Raw genomic sequence first — 21,852 nt, forward strand, 5'->3', positions numbered from 1 at the left:
CATCATGAAAAATATCTATTCAATTATAGCCCTTACACTTTTATTGGTCTCCTGTGGAGGTGAAAAGAAAAATTCCGTAGAGAATGTCCTAGAAAGTGAAAATTTAGAAACCGTAAGAAAAAAAAGAGGAGAACTGGTCAATCAGCAACAAGCGCTGAATGAACAAATCAAACTATTGGATGAGAAAATACAGACGCTGGATACGGTCAAACACATCCCGTTAATCACCACTTTCAAAGCTAAAACCGAGGTGTTTAATCACGTTCTTGAATTACAAGGAAACGTGACGACTAAAAACCTCTTGGTCATTACACCCGAATACAATGGCATCTTAACAAACGTGTATGTGAAAGAGGGACAAAAAGTGAGTAGAGGTCAAATATTAGCTAAAATTGATGACGGTGGATTAAGTCAGCAGTTAGCACAATTGGAAATACAGTCAGAATTAGCACGAACAACCTTTGAACGTCAAAAGCGCCTTTGGGAACAAAATATCGGTAGTGAAATTCAGTACTTACAAGCTAAATCTACTTACGAATCACAACAAAAAGCCGTGAGTCAATTGCAACAGCAGATTGCAAAAACAACGGTTAGAGCGCCATTTTCTGGTTCTATTGATGATGTAATTACTGAACAAGGAAGTGTTGTAGCAGCAGGTCAAACCCCTTTGATGCGCATTGTTAATTTAGATGACATGTACATTGAGACAGAAGTTCCTGAACGCTATGTTTCTGATGTCGTTAAAGGTAAAGACGTGAAGGTTGAACTCCCTGTTTTAGGAAAGACTTTGGACACAAAAATCCGACAAGCTGGTGACGTTATTAATCCAGCAAATAGAACATTTAAGGTAGAAATAGGTGTTCCTAACAATGACAAAAGTATCAAACCTAATTTAACGGCAAGACTTCAGATTAACGATTATACAAATGAGAATGCCTTGTTGATTCCACAAAGCGTTATTTCTGAAAATGCTGAAGGAGAACAATATATTTATGTGGTCATGAATAAAAATGCTGAAGGTATTGGAACGGCTACGCGTGTTATCGTGGAAACCGGAAAAACCCAAGGCGATGTCATTGAAGTTTTAAACGGTATTGACAGTGGTGCCGAAATTATCATGGAAGGCGCAAGAAGTGTTAGAGACGGACAGTCTGTTGAAGTAATTAACTATGAAACCGAAGCGAATGACAACTAAAAAGAAAAAAAATACAGACAAGGAATTTGGACTGTCGTCGTGGGCCATTAACAATAAAACGACGATGTATGTCTTGATTGCGGTGTTTTTCTATCTGGGAATTACAGCATTTTTCAGCATGCCTCGAGAGAATTTCCCTGAGGTGAATGAAACGAAGATCTATGTAAGTTCCGTATTCCCAGGAAATACCGCTGAAGATATCGAAAAACTCATCACTGACCCTCTAGAGGATAAGCTTAAAACGGTGAGTAACGTTGTAGAAATTACGTCAACATCGCAAGAAGATTATTCCATGTTGATTGTTGAATTTGATGAACATCTTACGGTAGAACAAGCAAAGCAAAAGGTAAAAGATGAAATTGATTCTGAAACCTCTAGTGAAGATTGGCCAACCTTTAACGGTGCAAAAGTCGAACCTGATGTGTTTGAACTTAGCCTTTCTGAAGAAATGCCCATCCTGAATATTAATATCTCTGGTGATTACCCGGTAGAAAAATTAAAAGATTATGCCGAATATCTTCAAGATGAAATTGAAGATTTAATGGAAATTAAAAAAGCCGATATTCGAGGTGCTCAGGAAAAAGAAGTAGAAGTTGCTGTGGATATCTATAAAATGATGGCTGCTAAAGTGACCTTTAACGATGTGATTGGTGCTATAAACGCAGGTAATGTGACGATGTCTGCCGGAAATTTAAAAGCCAGTGGACAACGTCGTACCATACGAATCCTTGGTGAAATTGATGACCCTTCAGAATTGAAAAATTTTGTCGTAAAATCTGAAAATGGCAATGCCATTTATTTAAAGGATGTGGCAGAAGTCTCCTTCAAAGAAGAAGACAAAACGACATTTGCAAGAAAATCTGGAGAGCCTGTTGTCATGCTTGATGTTAAAAAACGAGCTGGTAAAAACATGGTAGCTGCAGCAGAGCAAATTCAAGTGATTGTTCAAAATGCGGTTGAAAATGTCTTTCCTCAAGACTTGGAAGTATCCATTACCAATGACCAATCTTCTGTAACTATCGGACAGGTAGACGACTTGGTTAATAACATTATTTTTGGTGTCATTCTGGTAGTCACTGTTCTGATGTTTTTCTTAGGCTTTAAAAACGCGTTATTCGTCGGATTTGCCATTCCTATGTCCATGTTTATGTCCTTGATGATTCTAAATCTTATAGGTTACAGTTTGAATACGATGGTCTTATTTGGACTAATTATGGGATTGGGAATGTTAGTAGATAATGGGATTGTAGTCGTTGAAAATGTTTACCGCTTGATGGATGAAGAAGGCATGAGCCGCATTGAAGCAGCTAAAAAAGGGATTGGAGAAATCGCCTTTCCAATTATCATCTCTACCTTAACTACGGTCGCAGCTTTTGTTCCGTTAGGACTTTGGCCTGGAATTATGGGTGAGTTTATGAAAATTCTACCAATCACCCTGTCCATTGTATTGGGTTCATCTTTATTCGTAGCTATCTTCTTTAACTCTGTATTAGTATCGAGATATATGACGATTGAAGATAAGGATATGCCTCTCAAACAAATTATAAAAACGACGAGTATTGTGGCTGTTGTTGGTATCGTGATTCTTCTCGTTGGCGGACCCTACAGAGGACTCGGAACCATTATGATTTTTACAGCCATCATGTTATGGGCTTACCGTTTTTTCATTAGAGATTGGGCCAATAGTTTCCAGAATAAAGCCCTAGTAAGATTAGAAGGTTGGTACGAAAATCAACTGCGCTGGGCCTTGTCTAAGAAAAAACCGTACCTATTAACGTTTGGGACATTCTTCCTTTTATTCGCAGCCGTAGTAGCCTTCGGAATGTCATTGGGGATGCAACGAACCAAAGTAGAGTTCTTCCCAGATAATAAGCCAAATCAAATTATTGTTTATATCGAATACCCACAAGGAACTGCCATCGAGAAAACAAATGCGATTACAAAACAGATCGAAGAACGCGTGTATAAGGTGATCAATCAAGATCAGTACATGGATGATGGTAGAAATTTCTTAGTGGAAAGTGCTGTGTCTCAAGTTGGAGAAGGTGCAGGAAACCCACAGACAGATGGTGGTTCTGCTGCAGAAATGCCACATAAAGCAAAGATTACAGCTTCTATGCGTGAATATAAGTATCGTCGCGGTGAAGATAGCGAATTGTTACGCCAAAAAGTTCAGGAAGCTTTGGTTGGTATTTATCCAGGCGTTTTAATTTCAGTAGAAAAAGATGCTAACGGACCACCAGCTGGTGCGCCGATCAATATTGAAATTGAAGGTGATGACTATAATGAATTGATTGCTACTGCTGAAAAAATGCGGGAATTTATCAACTCAAGAAATGTCGCTGGTATCGACGAACTTAAAATAGATGTCAATAAGGACAAACCTACTATGGTCGTTCAAGTAGATCGTGAAAAGGCAGGGGAACTCGGTATTAGTGCCTCTCAAGTTGGACAACAGCTACGTAATTCAATTTTCGGTTCAAAAGCTGGTATCTATAAAGAAGATGGTGATGACTACGATATTTATGTGCGATTTAATGAGTCGAATCGTTATAATGTGAGCGCCTTGTTCAATCAGAATATTACATTTAGGGATAATACCGGACAAATTAAGGAGATTCCTTTGTCGGCAGTAGCAAAACAAAAAAATAATTCTGGCTTTAGTGCCATCAAGCACAAAGACACCAAGCGTGTCGTTACCGTGTATTCAGCACTAGCACCAGGTTACACCGATGCCGGAGCGATTGTAGCTCAAATTCAGAATGAAATGAAAAGCTACGACGAGCTTCCAGAAGACATTAAGATTGATTATACCGGACAAATAGAAGAGCAGAATAAACAAATGGCCTTCTTAATGGGTGCGTTTTTTACGGGCTTAGGATTGATTTTCTTTATCTTGATATTTCAGTTTAACTCTATTTCCAAACCTGCTATTATCATGTTGGCAATCTTTTTGAGTTTGATAGGTGTATTCGGAGGTTTGGTTATCACTGGTAAAGCCTTCGTGATTATGATGACCATGGTTGGTATTATTTCCCTAGCGGGTATTGTTGTGAATAATGGTGTAGTACTGTTAGATTACGCACAGCTTCTTATCGATAGAAAAAAGAATGAACTGGATCTAGACGAAGATGAATTTTTAACCAAGGACGATCTTTTTGAAGCAATTGTTAAGGCTGGTAAAGCGCGTTTAAGACCTGTACTATTAACAGCCATCACTACCATTTTGGGATTGATCCCATTAGCTATCGGACTGAACATCAACTTCTTTACACTGTTTTCAGATTTTGATCCAAATATTTATATGGGAGGTGATAACGTCGTGTTTTGGGGACCATTAGCATGGACTGTTATCTACGGATTGTTCGTGGCAACCTTCCTAACATTAATAGTTGTTCCTATTTTATTCTATTTAGCCACTAGGCTTAAGATGTGGATGAAAGGTGCTCATAAAAATGAGACACTTGAAGACGACTTACTGCAACAAGAAATTTTTAACATGGATAAAAGAATTGAATAACAATTCTAACAAAACACAATGGATGTTTCATCATTGTGAAAAGAACCTTTTTAGGGAATTAGAAAAGGTTTGATTAATAGCAGAAAAGCCTCGACAATTGTTGAGGCTTTTTTATTCAATACTCATTTAACTTCCTTAAATTTGCAGGATTAAAATTTTGATATGTATAGAAGTCATAACTGTGGTGAGCTAAGAGCATCACACATCAATACAGAGATTACATTAGCTGGTTGGGTTCAAAAATCACGAGATAAAGGATTTATTGTTTGGGTCGATCTTAGAGATCGTTACGGAATTACACAATTAGTGTTTGACGAAGAGCGTACTTCCAAGGAAATGATGACTCAAGCGCAGGATCTTGGTCGTGAATTCGTGATTCAAGTAAAGGGCAAAGTGATTGAACGTGCGTCTAAAAATCCAAATATCCCTACAGGTGATATCGAAATCCTCGTTTCAGAATTAACCATTTTAAACAAAGCCTTGTTACCGCCATTTACAATTGAAGACCAAACCGATGGTGGCGAAGAATTGCGAATGAAATATCGCTATTTGGATATCCGTAGAAATCCTGTAAAAAATAGCTTGATATTTAGACATAAAGTGACTCAAGAAGTAAGAAACTATCTATCAAAAGAAGGGTTTATCGAGGTTGAAACACCTTATTTAATTAAATCAACACCTGAAGGTGCTCGCGATTTTGTGGTGCCATCTCGTATGAATGAAGGTCAGTTTTATGCCTTACCTCAATCACCGCAAACTTTCAAACAATTGTTGATGGTAGGCGGTATGGACAAGTATTTTCAAATAGTAAAATGCTTCAGAGATGAAGATCTACGTGCCGATAGACAGCCAGAATTTACGCAAATTGATTGTGAAATGGCCTTTATCGAACAAGAAGATATTCTCAACGCTTTTGAAGGACTTACGCGTCATTTATTAAAAGAAATTAATGGTATTGAGGTGGATAAATTCCCACGATTATTGTATGACGATGCCATGCGACTCTACGGAAATGACAAACCTGATATTCGCTTCGGTATGCAATTTGGTGAATTAAACGAGGTTGCTCAACATAAAGATTTCAATGTATTTAACAGTGCCGAATTAGTCGTTGGTATTGCAGTTCCTGGCGGAAATAGTTATACGAGAAAAGAGATTGACAAACTCATTGATTGGGTCAAAAGACCTCAGATTGGAGCGTTGGGCATGGTGTATTGTAGATATAATGACGATGGATCTTTCAAGTCTTCAGTAGATAAATTTTATGATCAAGAGGATTTAGCAAAATGGGCTAAAGTCACTGGCGCACAACCTGGTGATTTAATTTGTGTGCTTTCTGGGAACAGGGATAAAGTAAGGACGCAGTTGAGCGCTGTCCGAATGGAAATGGCAGAAAGATTAGGCTTGCGCAAACCAAATGAATTTGCGCCACTTTGGGTTATGGACTTCCCGCTTTTAGAATGGGATGAAGAAACCGAGCGTTACCATGCTATGCACCACCCATTTACAGCTCCTAAGCCAGGACAAATTGAATTATTAAAAACAGATCCAGGCGCTGTAAAAGCGAATGCCTATGACTTGGTGCTCAACGGAAATGAAATTGGTGGAGGTTCTATTCGTATACACGATAAAGAAACGCAAGCCTTGATGTTTGACTATCTCGGCTTTACGGAAGAGGAAGCGAAAGCACAATTTGGATTCTTAATGGATGCCTTTCAATATGGCGCACCACCTCACGGTGGACTTGCCTTTGGTTTAGACCGATTAGTAGCCATATTGGGCGGACAAGAAACCATCAGGGATTTTATTGCCTTTCCTAAAAATAATAACGGTCGCGATGTCATGATTGATGCGCCTGCTCCCATTGATGATGATCAACTAAAAGAATTAAGTTTAAAACTCAACTTAAAATCTTAAATATTAAATCCTGCTTCATGCAGGATTTTTTAGTAGATTTAATCTATGCCAAACCAAAACCTCATAAAGCGTTTGCTCATTTTGCGATATAAATATATCTCGCAGAAAAACTTCATTCTACTATTGGCTATCCTTATCGGGCTGCTTTCTGGCTTGGTATCAGTAACCATTAAAAACATCACCTACGCTATTGAATGGTTTTTGGAAAAAGGCATTATTATCTCTCAAAATAGCATTTATTTCATCTTACCGGTTATCGGACTTTGGTTAGTGTATCTATTTGCCAAATATGTTTCTAAACAAAAAGTGGAGCACGCGATACCGAGCATTTTATTTTCGCTATCCAAAAAAAATGGCATGCTCAAACGAAGTAAAATCTACCTCCCCTTAATAACCGCTCCGCTAACCGCTGGATTTGGTGGTTCGGTAGGATTACTCGGTCCAGCTATCGCTTCTGCTTCTGCAGTGAGCTCCAATATTGGGCAACTCTTTCATGTAGACAGAAAAACACGAACCTTATTAATTGGCTGTGCTGCTGCTGGTGCCATTGCCTCTATTTTTCAATCACCTATCGCTGCTATCATATTTGCTGTAGAAGTATTTAGTCTTGACCTCACCTTCGCTTCGCTATTACCTTTATTGATTGCTTCGGTGTCATCGGTTTTAACCTCTTACTTTTTCTTGGGTAATGGTGTTTTATTTAATTATCACGTGTCCCAACCATTTGCTTTGAGAGACACCCTTTTTTTTATTGTACTTGGCATTGGAACTGGTATTGCCTCCATCTATTTTTCCAAAATGTATTTTGGCGTTTATAAGTTTTTTGAACGCTTTAAAACAAGTGGCCAAAAATTAATTGTGGGCGGATTAGCTATAGGAGTCATGCTGTATTTTATTCCTCCACTATACGGTGAAGGTTTTGGTTTTATTAACGACCTGCTCGATGGCAACCATCTTCATGCCTTAGGGAAAACGCCCTTCGATGATTATTTGGATAGTATTTGGGTGGTCATTGCCCTACTCTTTGGTATTACTATTTTTAAGGCGATTGCTATGACGACCACCTTTGCTGCTGGAGGTGCAGGTGGTATTATCATTCCTACAATGGTGATGGGAAGTGCCTTAGGAAATGTCGTCGCCAAAATTATCAATAATTTAGGTTTTGGTTTCCAAGTGTCTGAATCTAATTTTACCCTCATTGGAATGGCAGGACTGATTGCAGGTGTGTTACATGCACCTTTAACTGCTATTTTTTTAATCGCAGAAATTACAGGTGGCTATCAATTATTTGTGCCTTTGATGATTACAGTTTCCATGTCCTTTATCATTACCAAAAATGCTGTTGATCATACCATTTACACCAAAGAACTTGCTGAAAAAGGAGCTCTTTTAACACACGACAAAGACCAATCGGTATTGACGCTTATGAAGTTGGATACTGTTATTGAACAAGATTTCACCATCCTTCATCCAGAAATGTCTCTAGGTGACATGCTGCATCAAGGTGTCGCAAAATCTAGCCGTAACTTATTTCCTGTCGTCGATGAAAATAAATTTCTCGTAGGTATCATCCTTTTAGATGATATTCGAACCGTGATGTTTGATCAATCCCTTTACGACACCACTTCCGTAGAAACGTTTATGCATAGTCCGCCTGATCATATTTTCTATGAAACAGATTCCATGAAAGAAGTGATGCGCAAATTTCAGGATAGCGGTGCATGGAATCTTCCAGTCATCAAAAAAGGCAGTTATTTTGGCTTTGTATCTAAATCAAAATTACTCACTGCTTATCGACGTGAATTAATTAATTTTACATCTTAAATGACTTAAACCCTAAACCTATGAAATACATCATTCTTATCTGTTTATTATTGTCCTTAGGAAGTATTCTTGGTGGCTTCCTTCTTGAAGTGAACTATTCAGAAAAATTGATTGGGTTTGGAGTTATGGGTCTTTTCGTTGTGGTTTTTCCGCTTTTTGGTTACCATCGATGGAAAGATAAAAACATCAAAGATTACATGCTCAGCCAAGAAAACTTAGATAAGATGCGTGAAAATCAAAAAGAAAAAAAGTATTGATTTTAACCTTTTATGGTTAATAACTTCAGAAATTCATAACAAAGTCCGTATTTAATGTGTTAATTTTCAATTATTTAAAAAATTACAATTAATTAACACATCGCATCATATTATAATGTACATTTGTAACTTAATTTTTATATTTTTTTACAATGACTGGAACAGTTAAATTTTTTAATGATTCAAAAGGATTTGGATTCATTACCAACGAAGAAACAGGAAAAGACATTTTCGTACACGTATCAAACCTTAATGGTGTTGAATTGCGCGAAGGCGATAATGTAGAGTACACAGAAGAAGAAGGAAGAAAAGGAATGGTCGCGGCTAACGTGCAAGTTCTTTAAGAGATATACTTTATTACAGTTTCAACGTCTAACGAAAGTTAGGCGTTTTTTTGTGCCTATTTGGGCGTTACCAAACCTTGTTTGGTCAGGCTCTCGGTCGTCGCTTCCCAATGCTTTGGGAGAGCTCCAACAAGACCTCCATCCTTAACGCAATGAAAAGTCATTAGTTGAGATTGCGTTTTTGAATAAAAAACCGTTTCAGTAATTCGGCAGATTCTGCTTCAAGTACACCGCCTACCATCACGGTTTTTGGGTGCAATTTACTTGCTAAAGCAATACAACCACGTTGCTCATCCCTGGCACCGTAGACTATTTTAGAAATCTGACTCCAGTACAAGGCACCAGCACACATCTGGCACGGTTCCAAAGTCACATAAAGTGTACAATCCCGAAGGTATTTACCACCTAAAAAATTAGCAGCTGCAGTAATAGCTTGCATTTCAGCATGAGCTGTGACATCATTTAAAAGTTCCGTCAAATTATGCGCTCTGGCAATAATCCGATCATTAATAACAATCACAGCACCCACAGGAATTTCACCTTTGTCAAAAGCATCTTCAGCCTCCTGCAAGGCTTTTTTCATAAAATAAGTATCATCAAATGGGTTTTCCATAGTTGTAAAAATACAATTCTTAATGAATTCGTTCTAAAGATGGCAAGACATTTGATGCTATTCAAGAAACTATTCCACTATGAAACCACGCTACGCACTATCCATTCCCAAACCATGTCATGAGAACTGGTCTGATATGACCCCTAGTGACAAAGGACGTTTTTGTCAATCCTGTTCAAAAACGGTTATCGATTTCACGACGATGACCGCTTCCGAAGTGCAAGATTTTATTCATCATCATAAACAACAACGTATTTGTGGACATATCAAACAATCACAGTTAGACACCGTTAATTTACAGATTTATAATACCGTGTTTGAGGAGCGCATGTCTTTTCATAAACTGTTCTTACTCGCCCTTTTATTAGCCATGGGAACATCGTTGTTAAGCTGTTCTGACAACAAAGGACAACCTAAAAAAATAGATAGTGTGGAGATTATTGATCAGGGAATAAACTCAACAAAAACTGAAGTAGAGCCAGCCGTTGATTCTTCGACTAATGCAACTACGCTTAAAAAGGCGGATAGTACTATCGCTAAAACACCTAAAATAGAAGCACCAACAATTCCAGTTATGGGAGATATCGTAATGGTTGAAGGCATGATGATTTTAGAAGAAGTGGATCCTAAGCAACCTATGTCTTGGTATGCTGTAGAAGTACCTCCTGAGTTTAAAGACACGCCTCAAGGCTTAACAATTCAAGAAAAAAGAGAACGCTTCCAAAACAAAATATCACAATTTGTTAATGACAATTTTAAAATATCTCAAGGTCCTATTACGCTTAAAGGAAGACAAAGAATACACACACAGTTTACAATTGATGAAAATGGAAATGTCAATAATATTCTTGTAAGAGCACCTCATAAATGGTTTGAAAAAGAGACTGAACGCGTGATTGAATTACTACCGCAATTTATTCCAGCAACAAATGATGGTAAACCTGTTCAGATGACGTATAATTTACCCATCATGTTTGATATTGAAGACTAATTAATTCTCGTATTTTTGCAATGTGCACAACTCATTATTAGACCATATAAATTTCCCAAAAGATCTGCGAAAATTAGATCTAGAGCAACTTCCACAACTCGCCAAAGAGTTACGTGAATTCATTATTGATATTGTTGCCACTAAAGAAGGCCATTTAGGTGCTAGTCTAGGAGTGGTTGAGTTAACTTTAGCGATTCATTATGTATTCAACACACCAACAGACCAACTTATTTGGGATGTTGGACATCAAGCTTACGGACATAAAATTATAACAGGCAGGAAAGCTAATTTTCATACCAACAGACAAAAAGGTGGGATTAGTGGTTTTCCAAAGCGAGATGAGAGTAAGTACGATACGTTTGGTGTTGGACACTCCTCAACTTCTATATCAGCGGCCTTAGGCATGGCGATTGCTTCTCAATTAAAAGGTGAAGAGACACATCATATTGCCGTCATTGGTGATGCTTCCATTGCTAGCGGAATGGCTTTTGAAGGTCTTAATCATGCAGGTGTCACTAATGCCAACCTATTGGTGGTGTTAAATGATAATGCTATTGGTATTGATCCAAGTGTTGGAGCTTTGAAGCAATATTTAACCAACGTTAAAAAAGGAAAAGAGAAGCAAGACAATATATTTGAAGCACTAAACTTTGATTATTCAGGACCCATAGATGGTCATGATCTGAAGACTTTAATTTCAGAATTAGAACGTTTAAAAACGGTCCAAGGACCAAAGTTTTTACACGTTATTACTACCAAAGGAAAAGGACTAAAACAAGCCGAAGCTGATCAGGTGAGGTATCATGCTCCTGGTAAGTTCAATGCACAAACGGGAGATCTTTTACCGAAAGAAGACAGGGTTGAACCTCCAAAATTTCAAGATGTGTTTGGGCATACCATTGTGGAACTGGCCAAAACCAATAAAAATATTATTGGAATTACACCTGCCATGCCAACGGGAAGCTCTTTAAAATATATGATGGAGGAAATACCTGATCGCGCGTTTGATGTTGGTATTGCCGAGCAGCATGCGGTGACCTTAGCAGCAGGTATGGCTACACAAGGATTAATTCCATATTGCAATATTTATTCAACCTTCCTTCAACGCGCTTACGACCAAGTCATTCATGATGTTGCCATACAAAAACTACCCGTTATATTTTGTTTAGATCGTGCAGGTCTGGTTGGTGAGGATGGTGCAACACATCATGGTGTTTATGATTTAGCATATTTACGATGTGTGCCGAACATGATCATATTTGCGCCAAGAAATGCATTGGAACTCCGCAATATACTCTATAACGCCCAATTAGGTTTAAACGCTCCATTAGCCATAAGATACCCTCGCGGTAGAGGGCATATCATAGACTGGCAACAGCCATTTTCTAAAATTACAATAGGTAAAGGTGCTATGATTAGAAAAGGTGATACCATTGCCGTACTTACCATTGGTACCATCGCACATAATGTTGAAGAGGCCATATTAAAATGTCAAGATTCTGATAAAATAGCACATTACGATATGCGATTTGTCAAACCCCTTGATGAGGCGTTGCTTCATGCGATATTCCAAACTTATAAACATATTATTACAGTGGAAGACGGCACTATTATTGGCGGTTTTGGTAGTGCTATTTTAGAATTTGCATCACAACACCACTATACAATTCCTGTTAAAATCTTGGGGGTTCAAGATCATTTTGTAGAACATGCCTCTATAAAACAACAACATCAATCCGTTAAGATTGATGTTGAAAATTTATCTATGGTTTTTAACGCTATTGTTCTTCGTTATCAGTAGTAGCCATATTTGGTTGTTGATCATTGATATTAGAATCGTAAACCTCAACATTAATTTGAGGTTCTTGATGACCATTGCTAGTGATGTCATCTAACATTAACAGAAAGGCTAATGTTACAAAAAAAATGACAGCTGCGCCAAGAATATTTTTTTTCATAAGAGTAGGTTTTATGATTAAGGTTAAACAAATATAGCCAATTCTCGTTCAAATACAAATTTATTCGATGAAATGCACATCGAATAAAAAAGGGAACCCTAAAGTTCCCTTCTTCTAACAAAGATGCTATTTATTTAATGATGATTTTCTTGGTTTCAGAATAATTATCAACACTAATATTAACAAAGTAAATACCAGCACTTAGGTTTAGGTCCAAGTCGTTATTATTTGAAGACAAATACATTTGTGTATTGAAAACATTTTGACCGTTTAAGTTATACACTCTAATTGTTGAATCACCGAGATCTTTTTCAGATTTAATCGTGATTAATCCCTCCGATACTGTTGGGAATAAAGATATCAAGTTGGCATCAAATTCACTTTCTACGACACTCAAAGGTTGTGCTGTGAACTGACTTGTAAATAAACCTCTACCATGTGTAGTCGCTAAAACCGTATTATCTAAAGCTCTCAAATCTAAATCCAATACTTGGACATCACTCATCCCATTATAAGCTTGTACCCAAGTTGGATTGGTTACTGTATAATCCGCAGTTGCCCAAACACCTAAATCGGTTCCAATAATTAATTCTTGTGGTATAAGAGGATTTTGTAATATACATTTCACTGGTAAATCTGGTAAGTTACCTTCTAAACTTCTCCAAGAAGCGCCACCATCATCCGTAAACCAAATACTTTGAACACCGTAATTATGCATGGTTACAAAAATCTCATTTTCACTAGTTCCAAACTCAATATCTGAGATACTTCCAATAAAACTAGGACCAGAGATATTTGTAAAAATTGGGTTAAAATTAGCAAATGCACATTTCAACAATCGACCATTTCTCAAGCCCACAAATAAGGTTGAAGATCCAGTAGAAAACGGTGAAACCTTCATAGCACTAGGCGATGAATTCAATAAAGGACTAGTAATTGCCGTATTTGTTTGTGCAGCACCTCCCGGTAAAAACTCAGCTATTCGCTCGATACTTGCAGTACCTGAAGTTGAGTTGACATATAAGATATCTAAGTTTTTATCAAGTGCCGCTTGGTTCACAAAGCTACCACCACCATTATTTGAAAGCGGTAACCCTCCTGTTAAGCTAGGGAAAGCATATAAATAATGATCATTTCCAGGGTTGGATAAAATGGCATAAGTCCCAGAATCATCAATTTCAGTATATGCACCATCTCCACCTCTAATTTCAGTAAAACTATTAGCACCTGCTACTCCATTTGTTATAAACATAGACCCGTTGTCCTGAAGACCTCCTCCAAAATTATCATCAAGAGTGGACTCATCAATCGCACCAAAATAAAACTGGGTCGTATTGTAATCTTTATTTCTTGGCTGAATAACATTTGTATTGTTAACCGCAGCATTTAAATTAGCGGCATAATAAACACCACCATCATTTCCAAAAACAGCTTCATTGCCATTAGAGCCAGGTCTAAACACCATGGCATGTTGATCGGCATGAACTAAAGATGCTGTTAAACCACCAATGTTATACCACTCGGAAATTTGAGACCAAACTGCTCCGTTCGTACTTGATGTGAATAAATCAATCCCACCAACATATAATTTATTGTTGTCATCGGCCTCTATGACTAAATCGTAAAATGCCTGACCTCTAGTAAAATCACCAGCAGGAATTGTAGCAGTATCTGCGTCAACAGGTAAATTCATCGCAGTGAAGTTCGCAGGCATTGCAAATCCGTCTGTCGTTGTAAATAACCCAACACCATTACCAACAGCTGCAGCTACCCATATTCTATTTGGATCTGTGCTTGATATTTCAATCTCTGTTCTTCTTGCGTTACTGATGTTCTGAATAAGGTTGAATGTCACACCATCACTTGAAACATAGATGTCACCACCTAAGTTGCCCAGCGCATTACTAGTGGTCGTAAACCAAACGTTATTATTTATATCAATTTCAATGTCACTTGGATTTTTAAAACTGCCATCTGGATGTGTGATATTAAAGCGGTTCCAATTAGCACCACCATCTACAGATTTATAAAGACCTTGTTCTGCAATTCCCTGAAAATTTGCAGGACTCGCTGCATCAAAATATTGTTTACCTACAATACCTGCGTATAGTTCAGTAACACCATTATTATCTCTTGCTACAATGTCGTTTACATAAAAAATACCATTGATAAATCCTTGTCCGCCAAGGGTTGCAAAACTGTCATACCCACCAAAAATATTGGTCCATGTCACTCCTGCGTCTTCAGACTTCCAAACGCCTCTACCAACAGCAACGGATTGAAACGTAAAAGACTCTCCTGAAGCAATGTAAAAGACATTACTATCATTTGGATCTGCAATTATCTTAATCACTGAAATATTCGCTTGTAATCCTGTCACGAGCGACCAAGAAGCATTAGGATCTGTAATATCATCATTGACCCATAGTCCTCCTGAAACGCCTCCAGCGAATACTCGTGTATAATCGTCACTCGGATTAGCATTACCTACATCGTTAGGATCAAACATGATACCTCGCGTACGTCCACCTTGATTATTTGGACCTCTATCAATCCATGGGTTGGTACTCTCTCCACCAACACCTCTTTCAATGGCTCTTTGCGCTCTTAATTGTTCTTGTAATTCAAGAACACGCTCAGGCATTGGACGCCCTGTAGCAGGATCCATTGTTAATTCCCATAATTGCTCATTGTAAGCATTGGGCGGCAACCCTTGTGCTTTTCTTTCCGATCGGCTTAATTTTTGTGATTCCTTGAAAGGGCTTTTCTCTAAATTTAAAGCATGCTGCTGCCTTAACTTCTCTACCCTATAATTTTTTTCTGGGTTGCTTGTAAAGATGACTACAGCCGCTACAAGTAATGTAACCATTGTAGATATCACTAATAATTTTCTTTTCATTTTTTCAATTTTTATTATAGATGGTTTCCTTTTAATTTTTGATAGGTCAACATAGCATTACTATCAGACATTTTAGAGATATAAAAACATACAGACAACAAGCTATCATAAACAGTATCTTTCTCTAAGTCTACATGTGGCTCTAAAACTTTCAGAATAAGTTTATCGAAATTCGATAATTCACCCTTAAGATGATTGATGACCGATTTTGTAAAGATATTTAAAAGTTCATTAATTACCTTATAACCAACAATCTCTTTATCTATGACTTCCGATGAACGATATACTTTTGACACGCTTAATTTTATGATGTCATTAATTTGCGCTTCATAAGAACTGTTGTCCATCAAGGCTTTTTCGAATTCACCCGCTAAAATGGATGACTCATTGGTCATGAATAGGTCAACTGCTTCATTGATTAAGGTATTAATAGCCAATGAGCGCAAATAGCTTAAGCGATCTTGCGGACTGCTTAATGCCTGATATGTTTTAGTTTGAATATCGTCTCGTACCAAGTTGATTAAGTATTCTAGAGCAAACTCTTCTTGGATCAGGCCTAAATTAATCCCATCTTCAAAATCAATGATTGTGTAACAAATATCATCTGCTGCTTCTACCAAATAAGCGAGTGGGTGCCTACTAAAACTGATGGTGTCATCAGCTCCGCGTTTTGCTAATCCTAATTCAGAAGCAATCTCCTCAAATAAGGCCTTATCGTTCTGAAAAAAACCGTATTTCTTATCGGCAATATGAGTTGTAGGTTTTTTTGGTAAGGACTCTTTAGGGTATTTCGTAAAGGCTCCTAGTGTTGCGTAACTCAACCGTAATCCTCCAATACGACCTAATCTACTTTCCGTTAAAATTTTAAAACCATTAGCATTTCCTTCAAAGCTACAGAGATCTTCATATTGTTTGGCCGTTAGTTGATCCTCAAAATAGCGACCTTCTCCCGATTTAAAAAACTCTCCAATGGCTTTTTCGCCAGAATGTCCAAAAGGTGGATTTCCAATATCATGAGCTAAAGCAGCCGCAGCAACAATAGCACCAAAATCATTGATTTGATAGCCGTGAACATCGCGTAAATGTGGATATTTGCGCAATAGTTTTTGGCCTACTTTTCTTCCTAGAGATCGGCCAACCACACTTACTTCCAGGCTATGGGTCAATCGCGTATGTACAAAATCTGTCTTGGATAAAGGAACAACTTGTGTTTTGTCTTGCAGACTTCTAAATTCTGAAGAAAAAATAATTCGGTCGTAATCTACCTCAAAGCCCAAACGGGTTTCATCTTGTTCTTTTCGCAATCGTTTATGAGCGTCTCCATAACGTTTTAAGGAGAGTAACTGTTCCCAATTCATAGAAATAATTTAGCAGCAGCAAGATAACAGTTTCAATGTTAATTTAATGTTTCCAATACTTAAAAAATTGAATTTTTGGTAACACTGCATTAACAGTTTTATGATTTAGGTTTAATACCCAATTAACCTTGACTTTACAATACACGCTTTTCTTTGCACCGATACTTTAATAACGAAAAACTATTTAAAAAAAATATCATGAAAAAATTATTTTTATCCGCTTTAATCGCCTCTTCTCTAGTGTTTACTGGATGTTTCAAAGACGATGACACTCCTATTATTATAGAAGAAACAACCATTATAAATAACAATAATGGAAATGGCTCTGGTAATGACTGTCCAGTAGTAGCGGTCACAGGTGCGATTACTGAAGATACGACTTGGACCAATGATACTATCTATCAATTAAACCAAAAAGTCGTTGTTGACAATGGCGCTACATTAACCATTGAAGCGGGAACGATTATAAAAGGTTCTCCAGGAACAGGATCGTTGGCTTCTGCTTTAATTATCGCAAGAGATGCAAAAATCAATGCGGTTGGAACAGCAACTTCGCCAATAATCTTCACATCTACTAGTGATAATATTACTTGTGGTGAAACTGCAGGCACTAATTTAGATGAAAATGACAGAGGACTTTGGGGAGGCTTAATAGTATTAGGAAATGCACCATGTTCTTTTTCAGGAGACATTTCGGAAGCGCAAATAGAAGGAATTCCTGCAGATGACACCTTTGGCCTTTACGGCGGAAGTGATGCAGCTGACAACTCAGGTGTTATTTCTTATGTCTCTATCCGTCATGGTGGCGCACTTATCGGAGAAGGTAATGAAATTAACGGTCTAACATTAGGTGGTGTTGGAAATGGAACAACTATTAACAATGTTGAGGTTGTTGCCAATGTTGATGACGGTATTGAATTTTTTGGTGGAACAGTTAACGCTTCTAACCTATTGGTTTGGGCACAAGGAGATGACGCTTTAGATATCGATCAGGCTTATTCTGGTACTATTGATAATGCGGTCGTTGTTTTAGGTGATTTCTCAGATCACGCTTTTGAAATTGATGGTCCAGAAGGAACTGCTGATGGTTCATTTACACTTCAAAATGCTACTATAATTGGAAACCTAACTACAGAAAATGGGGAGTATGCTGATTATAGAAGTGGTGCTACAGGTGCAACAAATAATATTTATGCTTTCGGATTTAAAGCATCTTCTGATGTAGAATTAGATAACGATGGTGTTGCCACGAACTACAATGATGGTTTATTAACATTCGGTGCTTGGGAAATTGTACTTCCTGAAGGTGTTACAGATGTGACTAGTATCTTTGCTAACAAAGCCGAAACTGTTACCGTGACTGGTTTTGGTTCAACAGCAACGGCTGTTACTCTAGGTGCTAATACCGTTGGTGCAACCACATCTGAATTGGCTTGGACTTACTCAAATACTGCAGGTGGCTTAGGGTTCTAAATAAAACCCTTTGAGTTATCACTGTATTATATGACAAGAAAATGCTAAACAATATAAACGGTGCTACTCGTCAAAAACAACTGAACGAGTAGCATTGTTTTTACAACATACTATTATGAAAAAAAACATATTAGCACTCCTTATACTTCTTTTTTGTAGTGTTGGATTAGCCAATGCTCAAAAAGGAATTGTAGCTGGAAGTGTAATTGATGGTGAATTTGTAGAACCTATGGCTTTTGCTAATGTTTTAGTAAAAGGCACTACCACTGGAACCACCTCTGATTTTGATGGGAAGTACGAATTGGAATTAGATCCTGGCACTTATACCTTGGTATTCTCTTTTGTTGGCTACACCACACAAGAGGTCGCAGATGTCGTTGTAAAAGCTGGTGAAACCACCACATTAGACGTGACCTTAAACACCAATTCATTAGATACGGTGATCATAGAGACAACGGTCAAACGAAACACGGAAAATTCTGTATTGAATCTTCAGAAAAAGTCGGTGGTTGTTATGGATGGGCTTTCAGCGCAATCTATAAAAGCTTCAGGAGCAGGAAACCTTGCAGCTGCTGTTAAAAGTGTTCCTGGTGTTTCTGTACAAGGTGGTAAATATGTTTATGTTCGTGGTCTTGGAGATCGTTATACCAAATCAATTTTGAATGGTATTGATATTCCTGGATTGGATCCTGATCGAAATACCATACAAATGGATTTATTTCCAACGAATATCTTAGACAATGTGATTGTTATGAAATCTGCCTCAGCCGAATATCCAGCAGATTTCACTGGTGGAATTGTTGATATTGTGACCAAGGATTTCCCAACCTCTGCTGAATATACCTTATCATTGGGTACTGGTTACAATCCAGATATGCATTTCAATGACAACTATTTAACTTATACAGGTAGTGATACAGATATCTTTGGTTTTGATGATGGTACACGAGACTTGCCTATTCATAGATACCAACCAATTCCTGGAACTTTTGAAAATTCGTTATTACTAACCTCATTAACGAATCGATTTCAAAAGGAATTACAAGCCAAACAAGAGCAAAGTCAAATGAATTTTGATTTAGGTTTTACACTAGGAAATCAGTATGATATCGGTGATGATAAAATAGGCTATCAAGCGTCATTTTCTTATAAAAACGAAACCACCTTTTATGAGAATAGAAATGATGGTGCTTATGTGAAAAACTTTGAAGATCCTTCAGATACCGAATTAAAGTCGGTGTTAGATTCGAGAGGTTCTGAAGGGATCAATAATATCATCTTGAATGGTATGCTTGGATTGACATATAAAACGGATAAATCGAAGTTTAAAGCTAACTTGCTTCACATTCAAAATGGCGAGTCTACAGCTGGTTTTTTTGACCAAGATATCTCTCAAGATGGTGTTGGTGGAGGAATCGAACCATTGATTAAAAACTCGTTAACCTATACAGAGCGTTCTATTACGAATCTATTGTTAAATGGTAAACATCGTTTAAGCAGTGATGATAACGCTTTAAATTTCGAATGGAAACTATCACCAACGTTTTCTAAAGTAATGGACAAAGCGCATCGTATCACACCGTTTCAGTTGTCTGAAAGCGGCAGCTATTTTGTGAGTCCTTCAGCCTCGACTTATCCTATTCAGCTATGGAGAAACTTGATTGAAGAAAACTGGGCTGGTAAAGTAGATTTTGACAAAACGGTAGAGCTTTTTGGTAAGCCAGCCAAAATTAAATTTGGTGGAGGTTATACCTATAAGTTTAGAGATTTCAGTATTGATGATTACACATTTAATGTGATAGGCGATGATTCTTTTATCGCAGATGGTAATGCTGATAACCTATTGGCTTCTGAAAATATTTGGAACCCAACAACAGAGTCCGGAACCTTTTTAGTATTTGGTGATCAATTTAACGCCATTGATGCTTATGAAGGGGAACAAACGATTGGTGCCACTTACTTTTCTGCTGAATTTAATTTGTCAGAAAAACTTAAAACCGTGTTGGGTGTTAGAACCGAATTCTTTACTTCCTTTTACACTGGAAGAAATAACGAGCGTGAATTTAATCGTGACAAAATATTAGATGAAGTAGATGTGTTTCCTTCTGCCAATTTAATCTATGCCGTGACAGACAATTCCAACTTGAGAACGTCATATTCAAGAACCACTGCAAGACCTTCTTTTAAAGAATCATCTGTAGCGCGAATCTTTGATCCAATTACTAACAGACTATTTATTGGAAATATCGATTTGGTTCCTACCTATGTCAATAATTTTGATTTGAGATATGAACGTTTCGGAGATGAAGGACAAATGTTTGCTTTTAGTGGATTTTTCAAAGATTTTAAAGATCCTATTGAGCAAGCCTTCTTCCTACAAGCACCAACGCAACTTACGGTTGGCAACTTGGGAAATGCAAGAGTATATGGTTTAGAATTTGAGTTAAGACAACGTATGGGTTTCCTAACGGAAGGTCTGAATGATTTGAAGTTTACAACGAATATCTCTTACACAAAATCGGAATTAACGATGTCTGATGCCGAATTTACAAGCCGTCAAAATGCCGCAAGAGACGGTGAAACTATAAGTAGAGAACGTGACTTACAAGGTCAGGCACCGTATGTAATCAACTTTGGATTCGACTATAACAATTCGGATATGGGATTGCAAACAGGTCTATTTTACAACGTTCAAGGTAAAACCTTAGAAGTTGTAGGTATTGGTCTTACACCAGATGTGTATACGCAGCCATTTAATAGCTTAAACTTTACCTTAAACAAATCGTTTGGAGAAAACAGAAAATCGTCTATCGACTTCAAAGTATCCAATATTTTAAATAGTAAAAGAGAGAGTGAATACGAATCATTTGAGGCTCAAAACCAGATTTTCTCTTTAAGAGAACCTGGTACAGAGATTTCATTAGGATATACGTATAAGTTCTAAACTTTAAGTTGATTTGGTCTAAAAAAGAAAAGTTCCCAATAGGTATTGGGAACTTTTTTTATAATTTATTTTAAAATGTCTTAATTGTTAATAGCCACTTGCACTTTATCAGTCCATTCGCTCACACTGGCAATTCTGGAATCTACATATTCTACTTCTCTCAAGGTATTTCCTGACCAAAATAACCACTTACCAACTTTCTTTCCATTCTCATAGCTGCCAACAGCTACTTTCTTTCCTTGTGTGTCATAACTCGTCCAAACACCCTCCAGATTACCATCTTTATTAAAAGCACCCTGTTGTTCAACTACACCATTATCATGATAATAAGTCGCTACAGTTAAATCACCATCCTTTTGAGTTTCCACTTTTGGTTTTTCCTGAGCAAATGTTACCATGACACTCAGCATCAGTAAAATTGTACATATCTTTTTCATCTTAAACTTGGGTATTTGATTAATAATTACATAACAAATATAGATATTTATTTACAATATTCAAACGTTTACATAACTTTAATTTAACATTAAAATTTTATTTATCTGATTTTTAGGTTTTT

General features: G+C 37.3%; 15 protein-coding genes. 10 read left to right on the plus strand and 5 right to left on the minus strand.

The window, feature by feature from the left end; translation table 11 throughout:
• Window positions 1-4: 4 nt before the first annotated feature.
• The 6 genes from ACU8DI_RS12840 (at window position 5) to ACU8DI_RS12865 (ending at window position 9,057) form a co-directional block, all read left to right on the plus strand.
• Entirely contained in the window at window positions 5-1,195 is a 1,191-nt protein-coding gene (locus tag ACU8DI_RS12840) for an efflux RND transporter periplasmic adaptor subunit (RefSeq protein WP_447113185.1), read from the plus strand.
• Window positions 1,185-4,715: an efflux RND transporter permease subunit gene (locus tag ACU8DI_RS12845; protein WP_447113186.1), complete on the plus strand. Its 3,531-nt coding sequence runs from the start codon at window positions 1,185-1,187 to the stop codon at window positions 4,713-4,715. The genes ACU8DI_RS12840 and ACU8DI_RS12845 overlap by 11 nt, the downstream gene beginning before the upstream one ends.
• A gap of 162 nt (window positions 4,716-4,877) precedes the next feature.
• Window positions 4,878-6,632: an aspartate--tRNA ligase gene (gene aspS / locus ACU8DI_RS12850; protein ID WP_447113187.1), complete on the plus strand. Its 1,755-nt coding sequence runs from the start codon at window positions 4,878-4,880 to the stop codon at window positions 6,630-6,632.
• Between the two features lie 45 nt (window positions 6,633-6,677).
• Window positions 6,678-8,456, plus strand: coding sequence for a chloride channel protein (locus ACU8DI_RS12855; RefSeq protein WP_447113188.1), 1,779 nt, complete (start codon window positions 6,678-6,680; stop codon window positions 8,454-8,456).
• Window positions 8,457-8,476: 20 nt separating this feature from the next.
• Window positions 8,477-8,713 carry a hypothetical protein gene (locus ACU8DI_RS12860; protein WP_447113189.1) on the plus strand — a complete coding sequence of 79 codons (237 nt, stop codon included), beginning with the start codon at window positions 8,477-8,479 and terminating at the stop codon, window positions 8,711-8,713.
• A 152-nt stretch (window positions 8,714-8,865) separates the two neighbouring features.
• Complete coding sequence (locus ACU8DI_RS12865; RefSeq protein WP_008269621.1) at window positions 8,866-9,057, plus strand: cold-shock protein; 192 nt, start codon at window positions 8,866-8,868, stop codon at window positions 9,055-9,057.
• A 163-nt stretch (window positions 9,058-9,220) separates the two neighbouring features.
• On the opposite strand, the gene ACU8DI_RS12870 is transcribed toward ACU8DI_RS12865, so the two are convergent.
• On the minus strand, window positions 9,221-9,670 hold the full coding sequence (locus ACU8DI_RS12870) for a nucleoside deaminase (protein WP_447113190.1): 450 nt from the start codon (window positions 9,668-9,670) through the stop codon (window positions 9,221-9,223).
• A gap of 79 nt (window positions 9,671-9,749) precedes the next feature.
• Between ACU8DI_RS12870 and ACU8DI_RS12875 the strand changes: the two genes are divergently transcribed.
• Both ACU8DI_RS12875 and ACU8DI_RS12880 read left to right on the plus strand, forming a co-directional pair.
• Window positions 9,750-10,661 carry an energy transducer TonB gene (locus ACU8DI_RS12875; RefSeq protein ID WP_447113191.1) on the plus strand — a complete coding sequence of 304 codons (912 nt, stop codon included), beginning with the start codon at window positions 9,750-9,752 and terminating at the stop codon, window positions 10,659-10,661.
• Window positions 10,662-10,683: 22 nt separating this feature from the next.
• Window positions 10,684-12,462 (plus strand): 1-deoxy-D-xylulose-5-phosphate synthase, encoded by a 1,779-nt coding sequence (locus ACU8DI_RS12880; RefSeq protein ID WP_447113192.1) that lies wholly within the window; start codon window positions 10,684-10,686, stop codon window positions 12,460-12,462.
• Here ACU8DI_RS12880 and ACU8DI_RS12885 read toward each other — a convergent pair.
• From ACU8DI_RS12885 to ACU8DI_RS12895, 3 genes are all read right to left on the minus strand, one after another.
• Complete coding sequence (locus ACU8DI_RS12885) at window positions 12,440-12,619, minus strand: hypothetical protein (RefSeq protein ID WP_447113193.1); 180 nt, start codon at window positions 12,617-12,619, stop codon at window positions 12,440-12,442. The genes ACU8DI_RS12880 and ACU8DI_RS12885 overlap by 23 nt on opposite strands.
• A 130-nt stretch (window positions 12,620-12,749) precedes the next feature.
• Window positions 12,750-15,518, minus strand: coding sequence for a T9SS type A sorting domain-containing protein (locus ACU8DI_RS12890; protein ID WP_447113194.1), 2,769 nt, complete (start codon window positions 15,516-15,518; stop codon window positions 12,750-12,752).
• Between the two features lie 14 nt (window positions 15,519-15,532).
• Window positions 15,533-16,876: a deoxyguanosinetriphosphate triphosphohydrolase gene (locus tag ACU8DI_RS12895; protein WP_447113195.1), complete on the minus strand. Its 1,344-nt coding sequence runs from the start codon at window positions 16,874-16,876 to the stop codon at window positions 15,533-15,535.
• Window positions 16,877-17,074: 198 nt separating this feature from the next.
• Here ACU8DI_RS12895 and ACU8DI_RS12900 point away from each other — a divergent pair, with 198 nt between their 5' ends.
• Window positions 17,075-18,349, plus strand: coding sequence for a hypothetical protein (locus ACU8DI_RS12900; protein WP_447113196.1), 1,275 nt, complete (start codon window positions 17,075-17,077; stop codon window positions 18,347-18,349).
• A 115-nt stretch (window positions 18,350-18,464) separates the two neighbouring features.
• On the plus strand, window positions 18,465-21,293 hold the full coding sequence (locus ACU8DI_RS12905) for a TonB-dependent receptor domain-containing protein (RefSeq protein ID WP_447113197.1): 2,829 nt from the start codon (window positions 18,465-18,467) through the stop codon (window positions 21,291-21,293).
• Between the two features lie 80 nt (window positions 21,294-21,373).
• Here ACU8DI_RS12905 and ACU8DI_RS12910 read toward each other — a convergent pair whose 3' ends face one another.
• Window positions 21,374-21,730: a toxin-antitoxin system YwqK family antitoxin gene (locus tag ACU8DI_RS12910; protein ID WP_447113198.1), complete on the minus strand. Its 357-nt coding sequence runs from the start codon at window positions 21,728-21,730 to the stop codon at window positions 21,374-21,376.
• Window positions 21,731-21,852 lie beyond the last annotated feature (122 nt).

This window comes from Psychroserpens sp. BH13MA-6 (assembly GCF_052983595.1).